This is a genomic window from Streptomyces marokkonensis (assembly GCF_039539045.1).
Taxonomy (GTDB): domain Bacteria; phylum Actinomycetota; class Actinomycetes; order Streptomycetales; family Streptomycetaceae; genus Streptomyces; species Streptomyces marokkonensis.
This window is the reverse complement of the sequence record NZ_BAABCQ010000011.1, coordinates 59359-78929: the sequence shown is the minus strand read 5'-3', so window position 1 is coordinate 78929 and position 19571 is coordinate 59359. Positions and strand designations below refer to the sequence as shown.

Genomic DNA, 19571 nt, shown 5'->3' with positions numbered 1-19571 from the left:
CGGGGAGTCGATTGAGCGGTCAGATGAGCGGCTCCGTATTCACTTGCCGAATGCGGTTTCGCCCAGTCGACAGGCGGATCCACAAGACTCCCGGCAGTCTTGTTTCCAACGGAAAAACGCACGTACTTACGGGGGTAGGCTCGGCCATGGCCGGCCGACTCACGGACGCGCCGGCAGCCGGTGGGCGCAGCACGCGCACCGGCATCCGACATGTGGAGAGGAGCCCTGACTCAGGGTGAGCACCAAGCCGACCACCACAGACCTCGAGTGGACCGAACTGGACCAGCGGGCCGTGGACACCGCCCGCGTCCTGGCCGCCGATGCCGTACAGAAGGTTGGCAACGGCCATCCGGGTACGGCGATGAGCCTGGCGCCGGCCGCCTACACCCTCTTCCAGAAGGTGATGCGGCACGACCCCGCCGACGCGAACTGGGTCGGACGCGACCGTTTCGTGCTGTCCGCCGGCCATTCGTCCCTGACTCTCTACACCCAGCTGTACCTGGCCGGCTTCGGTCTGGAGCTGGCGGACCTCGAGTCCTTCCGGACGTGGGGCTCCAAGACCCCCGGGCACCCGGAGTACGGCCACACCACGGGCGTGGAGACGACGACCGGCCCGCTGGGCCAGGGTGTCGCCAACGCGGTGGGCATGGCGATGGCCGCCCGCTACGAGCGCGGTCTGTTCGACCCGGAGGCCGCCGAGGGCGAGTCCCCGTTCGACCACTTCATCTACTGCGTCGCCGGTGACGGCTGCCTCCAGGAGGGCATCTCCGCCGAGGCGTCCTCCATGGCGGGCCACCAGAAGCTCGGCAACCTGGTCCTGCTGTGGGACGACAACCACATCTCGATCGAGGGCGACACCGAGACCGCCGTCTCCGAGGACACCTGCAAGCGGTACGAGGCGTACGGCTGGCACGTGCAGCGCGTCGCCCCGAAGCCGGACGGCGACCTGGACCCGAACGCGCTCTACGACGCGATCGAGGCGGCGAAGAAGGTCACGGACAGGCCGTCCTTCATCGCCATGCGGTCGATCATCGCCTGGCCCGCCCCGACCGCGCAGAACACCGAGGCCGCGCACGGCTCGGCGCTCGGCGAAGACGAGGTCGCGGCGACCAAGCGGGTCCTGGGCTTCGACCCGGAGAAGACCTTCGAGGTCTCCGACGAGGTCATCGGCCACACCCGCAAGGCGCTGGAGAAGGGCCGGGCGGCCCGCGCCGTGTGGGAGAAGACCTTCCAGCAGTGGCGGGACAACCACCCCGACCGCGCCGCCGAGTACGAGCGGGTCGCCAAGGGCGAGCTACCCAAGGGCTGGGAGGAGAAGATCCCGGTCTTCGAGACGGGCAAGGGTGTCGCCACCCGTGCCGCGTCCGGCAAGGTCCTCCAGGCGCTCGGCGCGGTCGTCCCCGAGCTGTGGGGCGGCTCGGCCGACCTGGCCGGCTCGAACAACACGACGATCGACAAGACGTCGTCCTTCCTCCCGGCGGACAACCCACTGCCGGAGGCGGACCCGTACGGCCGCACGATTCACTTCGGCATCCGCGAGCACGCGATGGCCGCCGAGATGAACGGCATCGCGCTGCACGGCAACACCCGCATCTACGGCGGCACCTTCCTGGTGTTCTCCGACTACATGCGCAACGCGGTGCGGCTGTCGGCGCTGATGCACCTGCCGGTGACGTACGTGTGGACGCACGACTCCATCGGTCTGGGCGAGGACGGCCCGACCCACCAGCCCGTCGAGCACCTCGCCGCGCTGCGCGCCATCCCGGGCCTGAACGTGGTCCGCCCGGCCGACGCCAACGAGACGGCCATCGCCTGGCGCGAGATCCTCGGGCGCTGGACGAAGGAGTTCGGCAAGGGCCGGCCGCACGGTCTCGCCCTCACCCGCCAGGGCGTGCCGACGTACGAGGCCGACGAGGACGCGGCCAAGGGCGGCTACGTCCTGTTCGAGGCCGAAGGGCCCGAAGGGCGGAGCGCCGACGCCGAGGTCGTCCTGATCGCCACCGGCTCCGAGGTGCACGTCGCCGTGGAGGCGCGCGAGCAGCTCCAGGCCGGCGGTGTGCCGACGCGCGTGGTGTCCATGCCGTGCGTCGAGTGGTTCGAGGAGCAGGACCAGGGGTACCGGGACAGCGTCCTGCCCCCGTCCGTGAAGGCCCGTGTCGCGGTGGAGGCCGGGATCGGTCTCACCTGGCACAAGTACGTCGGGGACGCCGGCCGCATCGTTTCCCTGGAGCACTTCGGTGCCTCGGCGGACGGCAAGGTGCTCTTCCGCGAGTTCGGCTTCACCGCCGAGAACGTCGCATCCGCCGCCCGGGAATCGTTGACCGCAGCTCAGCGCTGACGCTCGTACACGACACGTAGGAGATGCATTTTCCATGACAGACGCACTCAAGCGCCTCTCCGATGAAGGCGTCGCGATCTGGCTGGACGACCTGTCGCGCAAGCGCATCACGTCCGGCAACCTCGCCGAGCTGATCGACCAGCAGCACGTCGTGGGCGTCACCACCAACCCGTCCATCTTCCAGAAGGCGATCTCGCAGGGCGACGGCTACGACCAGCAGCTCTCCGACCTCGCCTTCCGCAAGGTCACGGTCGAAGAGGCGATCCGCATGATCACCACGGCGGACGTCCGCGACGCCGCCGACATCCTGCGCCCCGTCTTCGACGCCACCGGCGGCAAGGACGGCCGGGTCTCCATCGAGGTGGACCCGCGTCTCGCGCACAACACCAAGGCGACGGTCGCCGAGGCCAAGCAGCTGGCCTGGCTGGTGGACCGGCCCAACACGCTGATCAAGATCCCGGCGACCGAGGCCGGTATCCCGGCGATCGCCGAGACCATCGGCCTGGGCATCAGCGTCAACGTCACGCTGATCTTCTCGCTGGAGCGCTACCGCCTGGTCATGGACGCCTTCCTGACCGGTCTGGAGAAGGCCAGGGAGCGCGGCCTGGACCTCTCGCTGATCCACTCGGTGGCGTCCTTCTTCGTGTCCCGCGTGGACACCGAGATCGACAAGCGCATCGACGCGCTCGGCACCGACGCCGCCAAGGCACTGCGCGGCAAGGCCGCCGTCGCCAACGCCCGTCTCGCCTACCAGGCGTACGAGGAGATCTTCTCCTCCGACCGCTGGAACGCCCTGGAGAGGGCCGGCGCCAACAAGCAGCGTCCGCTGTGGGCGTCGACCGGCGTGAAGGACAAGGCGTACAGCGACACCATGTACGTCACCGACCTGGTCGCGCCGAACACGGTCAACACGATGCCGGAGGCGACGCTGTTCGCCACCGAGGACCACGGCGAGATCACCGGCGACACGGTCGCCGGCACCTACGAGCAGGCCCGCGCCGACCTCGACGCGGTCGAGAAGCTCGGGATCGGCTACGACGAGGTGGTCCGGCTGCTGGAGAAGGAGGGCGTCGACAAGTTCGAGGACTCCTGGACGGACCTGCTGAAGTCGACCGAGGCGGAGCTGAAGCGCCTCGCCCCCTCGGAGGGCTAAAACATTGTCAAGCAGCAACCCGCTGCGTGACCCCGCAGACCGACGGCTCCCGCGTATCGCGGGGCCGTCGGGTCTGGTCATTTTCGGCGTCACCGGTGACCTCTCCCGCAAGAAGCTCATGCCCGCCGTGTACGACCTCGCCAACCGGGGTCTGCTGCCGCCGGGCTTCTCTCTTGTCGGCTTCGCCCGCCGCGACTGGGAGCACGAGGACTTCGCCCAGGTCGTGCACGACGCCGTCAAGGAACACTCCCGCACGCCGTTCCGCGAGGAGGTCTGGCAGCAGCTCATCCAGGGGATGCGCTTCGTCCAGGGCACCTTCGACGACGACGACGCCTTCGAACGGCTGCGCGGCACCATCGAGGAGCTGGACAAGGCGCAGGGCACGGGCGGCAACTTCGCCTTCTACCTCTCGGTGCCGCCGAAGTCCTTCCCCGTGGTCATCAAGCAGCTGAAGAAGCACGGCCTCGCCGACCAGTCGAGCGGCCCCTGGCGCCGCGCGGTGATCGAGAAGCCGTTCGGCCACGACCTGAGGTCGGCCGAGGAACTCAACCGGATCGTCCACGAGGTCTTCGCCCCGGACCAGGTCTTCCGCATCGACCACTACCTGGGCAAGGAGACCGTCCAGAACATTCTGGCGCTGCGCTTCGCCAACACGATGTTCGAGCCGATCTGGAACCGGTCCTACGTCGACCACATACAGGTGACGATGGCCGAGGACATCGGCATCGGCGGCCGGGCCGGCTACTACGACGGCATCGGCGCCGCCCGTGACGTCATCCAGAACCACCTGCTCCAGCTGCTCGCGCTGACCGCCATGGAGGAGCCCGCCTCCTTCGACGCCGACGCGCTGGCCGCGGAGAAGACCAAGGTGCTCGGCGCGGTCCGCCTCCCCAAGGATTTGGGCCGGGACACCGTGCGCGGCCAGTACGCGGCCGGGTGGCAGGGCGGCGCGAAGGCCGTCGGCTACCTCGAAGAGGACGGCATCGACCACAAGTCGAAGACCGACACCTACGCGGCGATCAAGGTCGGCATCGACAACCGCCGCTGGGCGGGCGTTCCTTTCTACCTGCGCACCGGCAAGCGACTCGGCCGCCGCGTCACGGAGATCGCGGTCGTCTTCCAGCGGGCCCCGCACTCCCCCTTCGACTCCACGGCCACCGAGGAACTCGGCTCGAACGCGATCGTCATCCGCGTCCAGCCCGACGAGGGCGTCACCGTCCGCTTCGGCTCCAAGGTGCCGGGCACGTCGATGGAGATCCGGGACGTGTCCATGGACTTCGCGTACGGCGAGTCCTTCACGGAGTCCAGCCCCGAGGCGTACGAGCGCCTCATCCTGGATGTGCTGCTCGGCGACGCCAACCTCTTCCCGCGCACCGAGGAGGTCGAGCTGTCCTGGAAGATCCTCGACCCGATCGAGGAGTACTGGGACAAGCACGGCACCCCGGCCCAGTACGCGGCCGGCACCTGGGGACCCGTCGAGGCGGACCACATGCTCGAGCGAGACGGACGGAGCTGGCGCCGGCCATGAAGACAGACCTCACGGACACCACGGCCAGCAAGATCAACAAGGCGCTGGTGCTGGGACGCCGGGCCATCGGCACCCCGGCCATCGGCATGGTGCTCACCCTGGTCATCGTCACCGACGAGGAGAACGCCTACGACGCGCTGAAGGCCGCGAGCGACGCCGCGCACGAGCATCCCTCGCGCACGCTCGTCGTCATCAAGCGCGTCTCGCGCTCGCCCCGGGACCGTACGAAGTCCCGGCTGGACGCCGAGGTACGCCTCGGCGCCGACGCGGGCACCGGCGAGACGATCGTGCTGCGGCTGTACGGCGACGTCGTCGACCACGCCCAGTCGGTGGTCCTGCCGCTGCTGCTGCCGGACGCTCCGGTGGTGGTGTGGTGGCCGGTGAACGCGCCGCTGAACCCGGCCGGGGACCCGCTGGGCGCGCTGGCCCAGCGCCGGGTCACCGACACCTACGCCTGCGAGGAGCCGGTGCGGGAGCTGGCCGCCCGCGCCGACGCCTACGCGCCGGGCGACACCGACCTGTCCTGGACCCGCATCACCCCGTGGCGCTCGATGCTGGCCGCGGCACTCGACCAGGTCGACTGCAAGGTGCAGGCGGTCGAGGTGGAGGGCGAGGAGTACAACCCGAGCTGCGAGCTGCTCGCGATGTGGCTCGCGGACCGGCTGGACGTCCCGGTGCAGCGCACCGCCTCCAGCGGTCCGGGGCTGACGGCGGTCCGGATGGAGACCGACTGCGGTCCGGTCGTCCTGGACCGGGCCGACGGCTCGCTGGCGAACCTGTCCATCCAGGGTCAGCCGGCCCGCGCGGTGGCGCTCAAGCGCCGCGAGACGGCCGAGCTGATCGCGGAGGAGCTGCGCCGCCTCGACCCGGACGACACGTACGCCTCGGCGCTGCGGTACGGGGTGAACCGGCTGAACGCGCCGGACACGCCGGACGCGCCGGACGCCCCGGACGCCCCGGACGCGCCGGTCAAAGGGGGCTCCTCCGGTGACGGGGCCGGCGCGGTCGCGGCCCCCGTCGCGACGGCTGCGAAAGCTCCCGCGAAGGACGCGGCGCGGGAGAAGACACCGGTGAGGAAGGCGGCGGCGAAGTGAGCACTCCCCAGCTGGTCGTGCACCGCGACAAGGAGCTGATGGCCGAGGCCGCCGCGGCCCGGCTTATCACCAAGATCGTGGACGCGCAGGCCTCCCGGGGCAACGCGTCCGTGGTCCTGACCGGTGGCCGCAACGGCAACGGCCTGCTCGCGGCGCTCGCCGGGTCCCCGGCCCGGGACGCGATCGACTGGGCCCGTCTGGACCTGTGGTGGGGCGACGAGCGCTTCCTGCCCGAGGGCGACCCGGAGCGCAACGTCACCCAGGCCCGCGAGGCGTTGCTCGACTCGGTGCCGCTGGACCCGAAACGGGTGCACGCGATGCCGGCGTCGGACGGCCCGCACGGCTCGGACGTGGAGGCGGCGGCCGCCGCGTACGCGCGGGAGCTGGCCGAGGCGTCCGTTCCCGAGAACCACGCCGAGGTGCCGTCCTTCGACGTCCTGCTGCTGGGCGTCGGGCCGGACACGCACGTGGCGTCGCTCTTCCCGGAGCTGCCCGCGGTCCGCGAGACGGACCGTACGGTGGTCGGCGTCCGCGGCGCGCCCAAGCCGCCGGCGATCCGGGTGACGCTCACCCTTCCGGCGATCCGCGCGGCCCGCGAGGTGTGGCTACTGGCGGCCGGCGAGGACAAGGCGGAGGCGGCGGCCATCGCGTTGTCGGGCGCGGGCGAGATCCAGGCCCCGGCGGCGGGGGCCCAGGGCCGCGCCCGGACCCTGTGGCTGCTGGACTCGGCGGCGGCCTCGCAGCTGCCGCGGTCGCTGTATCCGTCGGCGTCGGCCTGATCGGCCGGTGACGTCGGCCCGATCGGCCCGTGGCGTCGGCCCGATCGGCCCGTGGCGTCGGCCCGATCGGGACCTGAGACGGGAGAGGGGCGGGGTGGTGGGGGCTTGTCGCCCCTGCCGCCCCGCCCCTCTCCCGTCGCTCACTCCCGCCCGCGCAGCTCCCGGTAGGCGGCGACGAGCGCCCGCGTGGAGGCGTCCAGGCCGGTGACCTCGGCTCCGTCGGTGAGGGCGGGTTCGACGCGCTTGGCGAGGACCTTGCCGAGTTCGACGCCCCACTGGTCGAAGGAGTCGATGTTCCACACCGCGCCCTGGACGAACACCTTGTGCTCGTAGAGGGCGACGAGTTGACCGAGCACCGACGGGGTCAGCTCGCGGGCGAGGATCGTGGTCGTCGGGTGGTCACCCTTGAACGTCTTGTGCGGGACCAGCTCCTCCGGGACCCCCTCGGCCCGCACCTCGTCCGGTGTCTTGCCGAAGGCGAGCGCCTGGGTCTGCGCGAAGAAGTTGGCCATCAGCAGGTCGTGCTGGGCCTTCAGCTCGTCGCTCAACTCGGCCACCGGCCGGGCGAAGCCGATGAAGTCCGCCGGGATGAGCTTGGTGCCCTGGTGGATCAACTGGTAATACGCGTGCTGTCCGTTGGTGCCGGGCGTGCCCCACACGACGGGGCCGGTCTGCCAGTCGACCTCGTGTCCGTCCCGGTCGACGTACTTGCCGTTGGACTCCATGTCGAGTTGCTGGAGGTACGCGGTGAACCTCGACAGGTAGTGCGAGTACGGCAGCACCGCGTGCGACTGGGCGCCCAGGAAGTTGCCGTACCAGATGCCCAACATGCCCATCAGGAGCGGGACGTTGGACTCGGCGGGGGCGGTGCGGAAGTGCTCGTCGACGAGGTGGAAGCCGTCGAGCATCTCCCGGAAGCGGTCCGGGCCGATGGCGATCATCAGGGACATGCCGATCGCCGAGTCGTACGAGTAACGCCCGCCGACCCAGTCCCAGAACTCGAACATGTTGGCCGTGTCGATGCCGAAGGCGGCGACCTTCTCGGCGTTCGTCGACAGGGCGACGAAGTGCTTGGCGACCGCCTTGTCGTCACCGAGTGCGTTCAGCAGCCAGGTCCGGGCGGAGGTGGCGTTGGTGACCGTCTCGATGGTGGTGAAGGTCTTGGAGGCGATGACGAACAGCGTCTCGGCCGGGTCCAGATCGCGGATGGCCTCGTGCAGGTCGGCGCCGTCGACGTTGGAGACGAAACGGACCGTCAGCTCGCGGTCGGTGAAGGCTCGCAGTGCCTCGTAGGCCATGGCGGGGCCCAGGTCGGAGCCGCCGATGCCGATGTTGACGACGTTCCTGATGCGCTTGCCGGTGTGGCCCTGCCACTGTCCGGAGCGGACACGTTCGGCGAAGTCGGTCATCTTGTCGAGCACCGCGTGCACCTTGGGCACGACGTTCTCGCCGTCGACCTCGATCACCGCGTCCCGCGGGGCGCGCAGCGCGGTGTGCAGTACCGCCCGGTCCTCGGTGGTGTTGATCTTCTCGCCGCGGAACATGGCATCGCGCAGTGAGAAGACGTCGGTGGCGGAGGCCAGTTCGCGCAGCAGCCGCAGGGTCTCGTCGGTGACGAGGTGCTTGGAGTAGTCGACGTACAGGTCTCCCACCCGGAGCGTGCATCCGGTGCCGCGACCGGGGTCGGCGGCGAACAGCTCACGCAGCCGCACCTCGCCGAGCTCCTCGCGGTGCTTGGCCAGCGCGGTCCATTCGGCCCTCTGGTTGAGCCTCGTACGGCCGTCTTCGTTCATGTCGGACTTCAGCCTTCTTCCTTAGGTGTCCCAGCTGTCCCGGCTGTTCCAACCTAATTGATCAGCGCTGAAGAAGACCGAGGCGGCCTGGAGGAGGCTGAGCTAGATCTCGCCCCGCAGTTTGGCGAGCGCCTCGGCGAGGATGGCCTCGCCGTCCGCGTCGCTGCGACGCTCGCGCACGTAGGCGAGGTGGGTCTTGTAGGGCTCGGTGCGCGGCGGGTCCGGCGGATTGTCCCGGTCCTGCCCGGCGGGGAAGCCGCAGCGCGTGCAGTCCCAGGTCTCCGGGACCTGTGCGTCGCTCGCGAAGCTCGGCTGCGTCTCGTGTCCGTTGGAGCACCAGAAGGAGATGCGCAGGCGCGGCGCGGTCTCGCCACGCTCGGCCTCGCCCATCGGCCCCGCCCCGACCCGGCTTCCCCGGATCGCGTTGCCACTTGCCACGGTCGTAACTCCCTGCGTGATGGTGCCGCAAAGCGAGTCGGCGTTCGCTTCGCTGCGAGCGCCTCAGTCTACGTAAGGCCCAACGCGCGTCCAGTGGTTGGAGTTACAAGCTCCACTGCTCAGACGCAAGCCCCATGATAGGCGGCGCCGTGGGGCGCGTACCGAACATGGGGCTTTACGTGCGCAAGTGGGTGGTGCGTCAGTTGTTCGCCTTCATCAGAAGGCCGAGCACCATGATGCACGCGAACCAGAGCAGACCGACCACGACGGTGATCCGGTCGAGGTTGCGCTCGGCGACCGAGGAGCCGCCGACGGACGACTGCATGCCGCCACCGAACATGTCGGAGAGGCCGCCGCCCTTCCCCTTGTGCATCAGCACCAGCAGCATCAGCAGCAGGCTGAAGACGATCAGGGCGATCGAGAACCCCAAAACCACGGCTGGACCAACTTCCTCGGATTCGGATGAACGACGGGGGCACGGTGACAGTGGGCCACCATGCCCCCGCAAGGGTACGACGTATCGCCGCTACCGCATACTCACTGGTCGACCTGCTGGTCGATCTTCTGGCCGACCTGCTCGTCGGACTACTGGTCGCGGAAGCGGACGATCTTGACGAACTCGTCCGAGTCCAGCGAGGCGCCGCCGACCAGCGCGCCGTCGATGTCGGCCTGCGACATGATCTCGGCGACGTTGCCGGACTTGACCGAGCCGCCGTACTGGATGCGGACCTTGTCGGCCAGCTCCTGCGAGTACAGGTCGGCGAGCTTGCCGCGGACGGCCGCGCAGACCTCCTGGGCGTCCTCGGCGCCGCAGACCTTGCCGGTGCCGATGGCCCACACGGGCTCGTAGGCGATCACTACGGTCTCGGCCTGCTCGGCGGGGACGTCCTTCAGGCCGCCCTCGACCTGGGCGAGGGTGTGGGCGACGTGGTTGCCCGCCTCCCGGACGTCCAGTTCCTCGCCGACGCACAGGATCGGGGTCAGGCCGTGCTTGTAGGCGGCCTTGACCTTGGCGTTCACCAGCTCGTCGGTCTCGGCGTGGTACTGCCGGCGCTCGGAGTGGCCGATCGCGACGTAGGCGCAGCGCAGCTTGGCCAGCATCGGGCCGGAGATCTCGCCGGTGTAGGCGCCGCCGTCGTGGGCGGAGAGGTCCTGGGCGCCGTACTTGATCTTCAGCTTGTCGTGCTCGACCAGGGTCTGCACCGAGCGCAGGTCGGTGAAGGGGACGAGGACGGCGACCTCGACGGCGTCGTAGTCCTTGTCCGCCAGGGCGAAGGCGAGCTTCTGGACTTGGGCGATGGCCTCGAGGTGGTTGAGGTTCATCTTCCAGTTGCCCGCCATCAGCGGCGTGCGGGTGGTCATTGAGGTCAGTCCTCCAGTGCGGCGAGGCCGGGGAGCGTCTTGCCCTCGAGGTATTCGAGGGAGGCGCCGCCGCCGGTCGAGATGTGGCCGAATGCGTTCTCGTCGAAGCCGAGGGTGCGGACGGCCGCGGCGGAGTCGCCACCGCCGACCACGGTGAAGCCCGGGGCGTCGAGGAGGGCCTGGGCGACCGCTTTGGTGCCCTCGGCGTAGTCGGGGTGCTCGAAGACGCCCATGGGGCCGTTCCAGAAGACGGTGGCGGCGTCGGCGAGCTTCGATGCGTACAGCTTGCGGGTCTCGGGACCGATGTCCAGACCCTCCTGGTCGGCCGGGATGGCGTCCGCGGCGACGGTGGCGGGGTTGGCCGGGGCCTTGGTCTTCAGGTCCGGGAACTCGGGCGCGACCAGGACGTCGACGGGGAGGACCAGCTCGACGCCGTTCTTCTCCGCGCGCTCCATGTACTCCTTGACGGTCGGGATCTGGTCCTCCTGAAGGAGGGAGATGCCGACCTCGTGGCCCTGAGCCTTGAGGAAGGTGTACGCCATGCCGCCGCCGATGAGAAGCCGGTCGGCCTTGCCGAGCAGCTGGTCGATGACCGCGAGCTTGTCGGAGACCTTGGCGCCGCCGAGGGCGACGACGTAGGGGCGCTTGACGTCGTCGGTGAGCTTCCTCAGGACGCCGACCTCGGTGGCGATGAGGTGGCCGGCGTAGCGCGGAAGCCTCTTCGGCAGGTCGAAGACCGAGGCGTGCTTGCGGTGCACGGCGCCGAAGCCGTCACCGACGTAGACGTCGGCGAGGCCGGCCAGCTTGTCGGCGAAGGCCGCGCGCTCGGTGTCGTCCTTGCTGGTCTCGCCCGCGTTGAAGCGCAGGTTCTCGATGACCGCTACCTGGCCGTCGGCGAGGCCGGCGACCGTGGACTCGGCGGCGGTGCCGACCGTGTCCTCGGCGAAGGCGACGCCGGCGCCGAGCAGTTCACCGAGGCGGGCGGCGGCCGGGGCGAGGGAGAAGACCGGGTCCGGGGCGCCCTTGGGGCGGCCCAGGTGCGAGGCGACGATCACGCGCGCGCCCGCGTCGGCCAGGGCCTTGACGGTGGGCACCACGGCGCGGATGCGGCCGTCGTCGGTGATGGTGGTGCCGTCCAGCGGCACGTTCAGGTCGGCGCGGACGAAGACTCGCTTGCCCGCGACGCCTTCGGAGAGCAGTTCGTCGATCGTCTTCATGCAGAGGACTCCTGGGTTCTCGTGATCGCTCGTGATCCTACGAGGGCTGGTCGCCGCGGACGCGACGCAGGGCTCGGGAGGTGCGGCCTCGCGGACGCGACGCAGGGCTCGGGCAGCGCGGCCTTGCGCTGTCCGAGCCCTGCCACCGCATCGCGGTGCCTGCTGGGTCCGAGTCGATCAGAGCTGGTTGCCGATGAAGACCGTGAGGTCGACGAGGCGGTTGGAGTAGCCCCACTCGTTGTCGTACCAGCCGATGACCTTCACGCTCTTGCCGTCCTGGACCATGGTCAGGGACGAGTCGAAGGTGCAGGACGCCGGGGCGTTGACGATGTCCGAGGAGACGATCGCGTCCTCGGTGTACTCCAGGATGCCCTTGAGCTCGCCCTCGGCGGCCTTCTGGAAGGCGGCGTTGACCTCTTCCTTGGTGACCTCGCGGCTGAGCTCCAGGACGAGGTCGGTGACCGAGCCGGTCGGGACCGGGACGCGCATGGCCATGCCGTCCAGCTTGCCCTTGAGCTGCGGGAGGACCAGCGCGGTGGCCTTGGCGGCACCCGTGGTGGTCGGGATGATGTTCTCCGCGGCGGCACGGGCGCGGCGCAGGTCCTTGTGCGGGAAGTCCAGGATGCGCTGGTCGTTCGTGTACGCGTGCACCGTCGTCATCAGGCCCTTGACGATGCCGAAGTTCTCGTCGAGGACCTTGGCCATCGGCGCCACGCAGTTGGTGGTGCAGGAGGCGTTGGAGATGACGTGGTGGTTCGCCGGGTCGTACTTGTCCTGGTTGACGCCCATCACGATGGTGACGTCCTCGTCCTTGGCCGGAGCCGAGATGAGGACCTTCTTCGCGCCACCGGCGATGTGCTTCTCGGCGTCGGCCTTCTTCGTGAAGATGCCGGTCGACTCGATCACGATGTCGACACCCAGCTCACCCCACGGGATGTCGGCGGGGTTGCGCTCGGCGAGGACCTTGACGGTCTTGTCGCCGACGGTGATGGTGTCCTCGGTGTGCGAGACCTCCTGCTTGAGGCGGCCGAGGATGGTGTCGTACTTCAGCAGATGTGCGGTGGTCGCGGTGTCACCCAGGTCGTTGACAGCCACGATCTCGATGTCTGCACCCTGCTCCAGCAGCGCGCGGAAGTAGTTACGACCGATGCGGCCAAAGCCGTTGATGCCTACGCGGATCGTCACGAACCGATCTCCTCGTTGGTACGCCGGCCCGATGTGCCGGCGAGCTGTATTTGGGATGTCCCCGACCACCTCCGACCCTACCTCTCCGAGGCGTCGGGGGTGACATCGAGACGCCCCATACCCGGCAGGGCGGCCCGTACCCGCCAGTAGGGGTACGGACCGCCCTGGGCCACGGGGACCGATCACCCGTTTTCGCTACACCGTGTCAGTCCCCGGCAGGCCGGGATTCACTCGTCCAGGGCACGCAGCGCCTGCCGGAGCAGAGCCGCCCGGGCGGCCGGCTCGGTCAGGTGCTCCAGTCCGAAGCCCAGCAGGACCGTGTCGTCCGTGGTGACCGCGCCGTACGTCTGGAAGAGGGCCCCGGTGCGGGTCCAGTCCTTCAGGACGGCGGGGCTCCCCGCGGGCGGCCCGGAGACCTGCCAGGCGCCGAGCGCGGTCTCGAAGCCCTCGGTCGCGGTCGCCGTACCGCCGACGACGAGTGACGCCTCGTCGGCGAGGACACCGCGTCCGCCGCTGCCGGGGTCGGTGACGTAGGCGATCGACACCTCGACGGACTTCCCGGCGTAGGCGCTCAGGTCGAACTCGGCCTGCCGCCAACCCCCGGAGGAGCCGGTGAGGCCGTTCCACCGCCCGCTCGTCCCGGTCGCGGCGCAGCCGCCGTCGGACAGGGTCAGGTAGTGCTCCAGCCAGGGGTGCTCGCCCAGGTAGAACCCGGCCGCGCACTCCGTCGGTACGGCCGTGCCGGTGGCGCCGCCCGTCTCGGGGAGCGTGGTCCAGTCGTCGGCGCCGGTGGTGTGCGCCTCGACCAGGGCGTGGTCGTACCCGCGCTCGGTGTCCCACAGCAGCTGGGTGCGGAGCGTGGGCCGGTCGGCGGCGCCGACGCCGGTGAGGTCGACCGTGCGGGTGAGCCGCTTGTACGCGTCGTCGGTGTGGACGGCGGCGGCCATCCACTCCCCCGCGTACGGCCCGTACGGGTTGACCGTCCCCGGGAACTCCCCGGCGCCCTCGCTCGCGAACTGCGGGTAGGTGTCGGCGGGCAGTTCGTCCGAGGTGACGCTGTAGGTGCCGGCGGCGTCCAGCGGGTTGCCGGGGGCGTCGCCGAGCGTGCCGGTGGTCCCGTCGAGCTTGCCGGAGCCGGTGAATCCGGTGGCCCCGCGGGTCGACGTACGGGTGTGGGCGCCCAGGTAGTACTGGCTGAAGTCGTCGGACATGGTGCCGCCGCCGAGGTCGACGCTGCCGCCGGCCCGCTCGCCCGCCTCGATCAGCCTGCCGCCCTCGTTGAGGAAGGCGCGCAGCTGGAGCTGGGTGGCGTTGCCGGGTACGGCCGCACCGGTGTGGTGGACGACCGTGTGGAAGTGGCCGAGGACGCCGAGTGCGTCGGGCACGCCCTGCGTGGCGACGTCCCAGACGGCCGCCCGCCTGCCGTTGGCCTTCAGGGCGTCCACGTACGTCTGTGCCTGGGTGGCCTTGCCGCCCTCCTCGGCGACGACGAGGACGTCCGCGCGGGGCCGCTCGGCGATCGTGTACGTGAAGTGCTCGCTCTCGGTCCGCCTGCCCTGCTTCGTCTCGCCGCTGAACCAGACCTCGACCCGGTCACCGCGGTCGCCGTCCTTGACCTTGGCGCGGTACTCGTCGAAGTAGAGGTTGTCCTCGCCGCCGTACGTCTCACCGCCGCGCCAGGGCCGCAGCCTCATGTCGTGGACGCGTCCGCCGTTGACGCGGTACTTCAGCTCCTTGTCCCGCACCGACTTGCGTGCGACGACGGAGACCTCCTGGTCGGCGCCTCGGGAGTAGGAGGTGGTGAAGGGGGCCGGGGTGAAGTCGGCGGCCTCCAGGCCGACCGCGGAGGACGGCCGGTCGGGGTGGGCGGCGCTCTCGGCAACGGAGAGCGCGAAGGGGATGTTCTTCGCGAACTCCCGCTGGATCAGTTTCTCGTCGTCGGGGAAGTTGAAGCCCGACCGGCAGTCGCGCGGGTCCCACGCGTCGTCGGGGTCCTGCTCCGAGATGGTCTGGCAGGTCGACATCTCCGGGGTGAACATCGCCATGCCGTTGACGTTGGCCGCGTGGCCGTCCGCCTCGCCGTTGGTGGTGTACAGCTCCGAGGAGACCTGGGGGTGGTAGCCGGGGATCGCGGAGTTGCCGGGGGTGCCGGCGAGTGCCTCGTAGAGGACGTCGTCCGGGGTGTTCGTGGCCACCTGCCAGCCGACCCCGTAGAGGAGGAGTTCGGCGGCGGAGTGGTAGTTGATGCCGTACGTGAAGCCGATCCGCTTCTGGAGGGCGTCCAGGGCCTTGGTCTCGGGCTCGGAGTTCGGGCCGGCGCCCCGGTAGGTCTGGCTGGTGGGATTGGGGGACGAGCCCTCGTCGTCGTAGCCCCACTTGTAGGCGAAGTTGCGGTTGAGGTCGACACCGTCGCCGGTGCCGATGGCACCGTCGCCGTTGACGTCGCGCAGGTTCTTGCGCCACAGGCGGTTGTCGGTGTTCTCGAACGTGTAGTCGTAGCCGTCGGGGTTGGCCGACAGGAGGAACCACAGTTCGGTCGTGTCGACCAGCTTCTTGATCCGCCGGTCCTTCTTGTAGTTGTCCAGGTAGTGGTGGAGCAGTCGCCGTGTCATCTCCGGCGTGATCCACTCGCGCGCGTGCTGGTTGGACATGTAGAGGACGGCGGGCTTGGAGCCGTCCTTCGACTTCTTCGCGTGCTTGGTGAGCTTCAGCGCGAGGATGTCCTGCCCGTTCACCGTCCTGCCGATGGAGACGACCTTGGTGAGGCGGGGGTTCTCCTGTGCGGTGCGGAGGATCTCCTCCTTGAGGCCGCCGCTGCCGCTGTACGGGCGGAAGACGCCCTCGGCGGCGTCCGCGACGCGTTCCTCGGCCCGGGTGGACAGGGTGTGCTCCGTGAGATCGAGTCCCTGTTTCTCCAGTTTTCCGGCCTGCTGGTCGGTGAGGTACACCTCGACGGTGGCCGTGCCCCTGTCGGGGACCTGCTCACCGAGTTCGTGGCCGTCCTGGCCGGCGGCCAGCAGCAGGGGTACCTGCTCCTGGGTCACGTCGGTGCGGAAGACCTTCACCTCGTCGGCGGCCGCGGTCGCGGAGCCTGCGGGCTGTGCCTGGGCGATGGGTGCGAAGCTCGCTCCGCCGATCAGGAGCGCGCCGACGGCGAGGATCGATCTCGCTCTTCGTCTCATGAACCCCCCTAGGTGAGGCCTGTCCGACAGGCCTGGGTTCGCCACAGCAGCGAACAGATGCCAGGCTCATGACAGCTCATGATCGAGTCAAGAGCGGCGCAAGGACACGCGAAAGCCGGTCCCGGTCACCCAAGTGGGCGCCCGGACCGGCTTGTTGCGGCCCGTGTCGCGACGGCCCGGTGCGCGTTCGACCGACCGACCAGGTCGACCGACCAGGTCGACCGACCAGGCCGACCGACGAGGCAGGACAAAGAGGCAGGACAACAAGGCAGGACGGTAGGGCGACCGCTCGGATGACCAGGGGCGGACGACGAGGCCGGATGACCAGGCCGGATGACGAGGTCAGCCGACGAGGTCAGCCGACGAGGTTGTCCTCCAGCTCCTCGCTGAGATTGGCGTCCGTGCCGGGGATGCCGAGGTCCGAGGCCCGCTTGTCGGCCATGGCCAGCAGACGGCGGATGCGGCCCGCGACGGCGTCCTTGGTCAGGGGCGGGTCGGCGAGGGCGCCCAGCTCCTCCAGGGACGCCTGCTTGTGCTCCATACGGAGCCGGCCCGCGGCGGCGAGATGCTCGGGCACGTCGTCGGCGAGGATCTCCAGGGCGCGCTGGACCCGGGCGCCGGCGGCGACGGCCGCGCGGGCCGAGCGGCGCAGGTTGGCGTCGTCGAAGTTGGCGAGGCGGTTGGCGGTGGCACGGACCTCCCGCCGCAGCCGCCTCTCCTCCCAGGCCAGCACCGCGTCGTGGGCGCCGAGCCGGGTGAGCAGGGCGCCGATCGCGTCGCCGTCACGGACGACGACCCGGTCCACACCGCGCACCTCGCGCGCCTTGGCGGGGATCGACAGCCGGCGGGCGGCGCCCACCAGGGCGAGCGCCGCCTCGGGGCCCGGGCAGGTCACTTCCAGGGAGGAGGAGCGGCCGGGCTCGGTGAGGGACCCGTGTGCCAGAAAGGCCCCGCGCCAGGCGGCCTCGGCGTCGCAGGTGGCCCCCGAGACCACCTGCGGCGGCAGGCCTCGGATCGGGCGTCCCCGGCCGTCCACCAGGCCGGTCTGGCGGGCGAGCTGGTCACCGCCCGCGACCACCCGGACGACGAAACGCGAGCCGCGGCGCAGCCCGCCCGGCGCCATCACGATCAGCTCGGAACTGTGTCCGAAGATCTCCAGGATGTCCTGCTTGAGCCGCCGGGCCGCCCTCACGACGTCCAGCTCCGCCTCGATCACAATGCGCCCGCTCACCAGGTGGAGGCCGCCGGCGAACCGCAGAAGGGCGGAGACCTCCGCCTTCCTGCAGCAGGTCCGGGTGACGGGGAGCCGGGAGATCTCATCCTTCACCGCTGCCGTCATCGCCATGGGCCGATCCTTCCATGCATCCGAAAAATACGGTCGTACGCGGCGGCCAGCAGCTCCGGGTCGTGCCTCGGGGTCCCGTCGGTCCGGGCAACCGGAGCCAGTTCGACCGCGGCGCCGAACCGTTTCGCGGCGTCGGCGAGCGAGTCACGGTCCGGCACGGCGGCCTCGTCGGCCAGCACCACGTCCAGGGCGAGTTTAGGGGCGTGTCGTCCCAAAACCTCCAAATGACGCTGCGGGGAGAAGCCCTCGGTTTCTCCGGGTTGCGGAGCGAGGTTCAGGGAGAGCACCCGGCGGGCCTTCGTCTCGACGAGCGCGTCCAGCAGATCCGGCACGAGCAGGTGCGGGATGACCGAGGAGAACCAGGAGCCCGGGCCGAGCACCACCCAGTCCGCGTCCAGGACGGCGTCGACCGCCTCGGGGACTGCGGGCGGGTCGTTCGGCACCAGGTGCACGGACTGCACCTCGCCGGGCGTGAGCGCCACGGTCGCCTGCCCGCGCACGGTGTCCACCTCGTCGGGCCGGTCCGGGTCGTGCCCCCTGACCAGGGCCTGGAGCTCCAGCGGCACGGCGGACATGGGCAGCACACGCCCGTGCGCGCCGAGTAGCTTGCCGACCAGGTCGAGGGCCTGGACATGGTCGCCGAGCTGCTCCCACAGGGCGACGATCAGCAGATTGCCGACCGCGTGTTCGTGCAGGTCGCCCTGGGACTGGAAGCGGTGCTGGATGACGCGGGCCCACGTCTGGCCCCAGTCGTCGTCGCCGCACAGCGCGGCCAGCGCCTTGCGCAGGTCGCCGGGCGGCAGGACGCCCAGCTCGTCGCGCAGGCGCCCGCTGGAGCCGCCGTCGTCGGCCACGGTGACGACGGCGGTGAGGTCGCCGGTGATCCGGCGCAGTGCGGCGAGCGAGGCGGACAGGCCCATGCCGCCGCCGAGAGCGACGACCTTGGGCTGGGTGCCCCGGCGGCGCGGCTTGCCGCCACGCGCCTGCTCGGGCCGGGCGGCGCGGGCCTCGGCGGGTCTGCCGCCGCGCCCCTCGGGCACCACCCGGCGCAGCCTGCTCAGCCGCGGAGTACGTCCTGTCATTCCCGTCCCATGTCCCGGTGGACGACCACCGTCTCCACGCCCTCGGCGACGAGCCGGGCGGCGAGCTTCTCCGACATGGCCACGGACCGGTGCTTGCCGCCGGTACAGCCGACGGCGACGGTCACATAGCGCTTGCCCTCCCGACGGTAGCCCGCTGCGATCATCTCGAGCAGCTCGGTGTAGCGGTCGAGGAACTCCTTGGCCCCGGGCTGGTTGAGGACGTACGAGGACACCTCCTCGTTCAGGCCGGTGAACGGGCGCAGCTCCGGTACCCAGTGCGGGTTGGGCAGGAAGCGCATGTCCACGACCAGGTCGGCGTCGACCGGGAGACCGTACTTGAAGCCGAAGGACATGACGGTGGCCCGCAGCGCGGGCTCCTCCTCGCCGGCGAACTGGGCGTCCATCTTGGCGCGCAGCTCGTGCACGTTGAGGCTGGAGGTGTCGATCACCAGGTCGGCGTCGCCGCGCAGCTCGCGCAGCAGCTCCCGCTCAGCCGCTATCCCGTCGACGATGCGGCCGTCACCCTGGAGGGGGTGCGGGCGCCGCACCGACTCGAAGCGCCGTACCAGTGCGTCGTCGGACGACTCCAGGAAGACGATCCGCCGGGTGACACCGCGGGCGTCGAGGTCCGCGAGGGATTCGCGCAGGTTGTCGAAGAAGCGCCGGCCGCGGACGTCGACGACGACCGCGATCCGAGCCACGTTGCCCTGCGAGCGGGCGCCGAGCTCCACCATGGTGGGGATCAGCGCGGGCGGGAGGTTGTCGACGACGAACCAGCCCAGGTCCTCCAGACACTTGGCGGCCGTCGAGCGGCCGGCCCCGGACATGCCGGAGATGATCACCAGCTCGGGGATGGCCGCCTCGTGCGCCCCGGCGGCTTCCTTACCCGTACTCACCTGTGCTCCGTCGTCCTGGCCCCGCTCGGAGCCGGCCGTCCGCGGGTCCGCGTCCTCGCCGGTCGTGCCCCGGGCCCGTTCCCGCCCTGCTGTGGGGGGTGTCTCGTGCTCGGTCGTGGGCTGTGTCTCGTGCTCGGTGGTGGGGGGTGTCTCGTCTTCGATGGTGGGCTGCCCGTGCT

Annotated in this window: 15 protein-coding genes; 5 read left to right on the top strand and 10 right to left on the bottom strand. The window is 70.3% G+C overall.

Annotated features, from left to right (window positions below):
* Positions 1–235: 235 nt before the first annotated feature.
* The 5 genes from tkt to pgl are packed head-to-tail and all read left to right on the top strand — an operon-like array spanning position 236 to position 6892.
* On the top strand, positions 236–2338 hold the full coding sequence (gene tkt, locus ABEA26_RS04600; RefSeq protein WP_345589457.1) for a transketolase: 2103 nt from the start codon (positions 236–238) through the stop codon (positions 2336–2338).
* A gap of 34 nt (positions 2339–2372) precedes the next feature.
* Positions 2373–3491 carry a transaldolase gene (tal, locus tag ABEA26_RS04595; RefSeq protein ID WP_345589455.1) on the top strand — a complete coding sequence of 373 codons (1119 nt, stop codon included), beginning with the start codon at positions 2373–2375 and terminating at the stop codon, positions 3489–3491.
* Between the two features lie 4 nt (positions 3492–3495).
* Positions 3496–5019 (top strand): glucose-6-phosphate dehydrogenase, encoded by a 1524-nt coding sequence (gene zwf / locus ABEA26_RS04590; protein ID WP_345589453.1) that lies wholly within the window; start codon positions 3496–3498, stop codon positions 5017–5019.
* The gene (gene opcA, locus ABEA26_RS04585; RefSeq protein WP_345589451.1) at positions 5016–6113 is read left to right on the top strand and encodes a glucose-6-phosphate dehydrogenase assembly protein OpcA; all 1098 of its coding nucleotides are present in this window, start codon (positions 5016–5018) and stop codon (positions 6111–6113) included. Before zwf ends, opcA begins: the two co-directional genes overlap by 4 nt.
* Positions 6110–6892, top strand: a complete 783-nt coding sequence (pgl, locus tag ABEA26_RS04580) for a 6-phosphogluconolactonase (protein ID WP_345589449.1) — start codon at positions 6110–6112, stop codon at positions 6890–6892. The genes opcA and pgl overlap by 4 nt, the downstream gene beginning before the upstream one ends.
* 140 nt (positions 6893–7032) lie before the next feature.
* Here the strand turns inward: pgl and pgi are convergent, their stop codons facing one another.
* From pgi to rapZ, 10 genes are all read right to left on the bottom strand, one after another.
* Positions 7033–8685: a glucose-6-phosphate isomerase gene (gene pgi / locus ABEA26_RS04575; protein WP_345589447.1), complete on the bottom strand. Its 1653-nt coding sequence runs from the start codon at positions 8683–8685 to the stop codon at positions 7033–7035.
* A gap of 102 nt (positions 8686–8787) precedes the next feature.
* On the bottom strand, positions 8788–9123 hold the full coding sequence (locus ABEA26_RS04570; RefSeq protein ID WP_345589445.1) for an RNA polymerase-binding protein RbpA: 336 nt from the start codon (positions 9121–9123) through the stop codon (positions 8788–8790).
* A gap of 199 nt (positions 9124–9322) precedes the next feature.
* On the bottom strand, positions 9323–9559 hold the full coding sequence (gene secG / locus ABEA26_RS04565; protein WP_079160504.1) for a preprotein translocase subunit SecG: 237 nt from the start codon (positions 9557–9559) through the stop codon (positions 9323–9325).
* Between the two features lie 149 nt (positions 9560–9708).
* Complete coding sequence (tpiA, locus tag ABEA26_RS04560) at positions 9709–10485, bottom strand: triose-phosphate isomerase (protein ID WP_345589440.1); 777 nt, start codon at positions 10483–10485, stop codon at positions 9709–9711.
* Positions 10486–10490: 5 nt separating this feature from the next.
* On the bottom strand, positions 10491–11702 hold the full coding sequence (locus tag ABEA26_RS04555; protein WP_345589438.1) for a phosphoglycerate kinase: 1212 nt from the start codon (positions 11700–11702) through the stop codon (positions 10491–10493).
* A 177-nt stretch (positions 11703–11879) separates the two neighbouring features.
* Positions 11880–12887: a type I glyceraldehyde-3-phosphate dehydrogenase gene (gap, locus tag ABEA26_RS04550; RefSeq protein ID WP_345589436.1), complete on the bottom strand. Its 1008-nt coding sequence runs from the start codon at positions 12885–12887 to the stop codon at positions 11880–11882.
* A gap of 227 nt (positions 12888–13114) precedes the next feature.
* Positions 13115–16069: a M14 family metallopeptidase gene (locus ABEA26_RS04545; RefSeq protein WP_345589434.1), complete on the bottom strand. Its 2955-nt coding sequence runs from the start codon at positions 16067–16069 to the stop codon at positions 13115–13117.
* Between the two features lie 355 nt (positions 16070–16424).
* Positions 16425–17414 (bottom strand): DNA-binding protein WhiA, encoded by a 990-nt coding sequence (gene whiA, locus ABEA26_RS04540; RefSeq protein WP_345589433.1) that lies wholly within the window; start codon positions 17412–17414, stop codon positions 16425–16427.
* On the bottom strand, positions 17405–18496 hold the full coding sequence (locus ABEA26_RS04535; protein WP_345589431.1) for a gluconeogenesis factor YvcK family protein: 1092 nt from the start codon (positions 18494–18496) through the stop codon (positions 17405–17407). The genes whiA and ABEA26_RS04535 overlap by 10 nt, the downstream gene beginning before the upstream one ends.
* Positions 18493–19554, bottom strand: coding sequence for an RNase adapter RapZ (gene rapZ / locus ABEA26_RS04530; RefSeq protein ID WP_425587782.1), 1062 nt, complete (start codon positions 19552–19554; stop codon positions 18493–18495). Before rapZ ends, ABEA26_RS04535 begins: the two co-directional genes overlap by 4 nt.
* Positions 19555–19571: the final 17 nt, after the last annotated feature.

What these genes read in the sequence shown, in the direction of transcription:
- tpiA (WP_345589440.1), bottom strand. Translation starts at nt 10,485, where the DNA reads ATGACCACCCGCACGCCGCTGATGGCGGGCAACTGGAAGATGAACCTC.
- whiA (WP_345589433.1), bottom strand. Translation starts at nt 17,414, where the DNA reads ATGGCGATGACGGCAGCGGTGAAGGATGAGATCTCCCGGCTCCCCGTC.
- tal (WP_345589455.1), top strand. Translation starts at nt 2,373, where the DNA reads ATGACAGACGCACTCAAGCGCCTCTCCGATGAAGGCGTCGCGATCTGG.
- ABEA26_RS04535 (WP_345589431.1), bottom strand. Translation starts at nt 18,496, where the DNA reads ATGACAGGACGTACTCCGCGGCTGAGCAGGCTGCGCCGGGTGGTGCCC.
- ABEA26_RS04555 (WP_345589438.1), bottom strand. Translation starts at nt 11,702, where the DNA reads ATGAAGACGATCGACGAACTGCTCTCCGAAGGCGTCGCGGGCAAGCGA.
- ABEA26_RS04545 (WP_345589434.1), bottom strand. Translation starts at nt 16,069, where the DNA reads ATGAGACGAAGAGCGAGATCGATCCTCGCCGTCGGCGCGCTCCTGATC.
- opcA (WP_345589451.1), top strand. Translation starts at nt 5,016, where the DNA reads ATGAAGACAGACCTCACGGACACCACGGCCAGCAAGATCAACAAGGCG.
- pgi (WP_345589447.1), bottom strand. Translation starts at nt 8,685, where the DNA reads ATGAACGAAGACGGCCGTACGAGGCTCAACCAGAGGGCCGAATGGACC.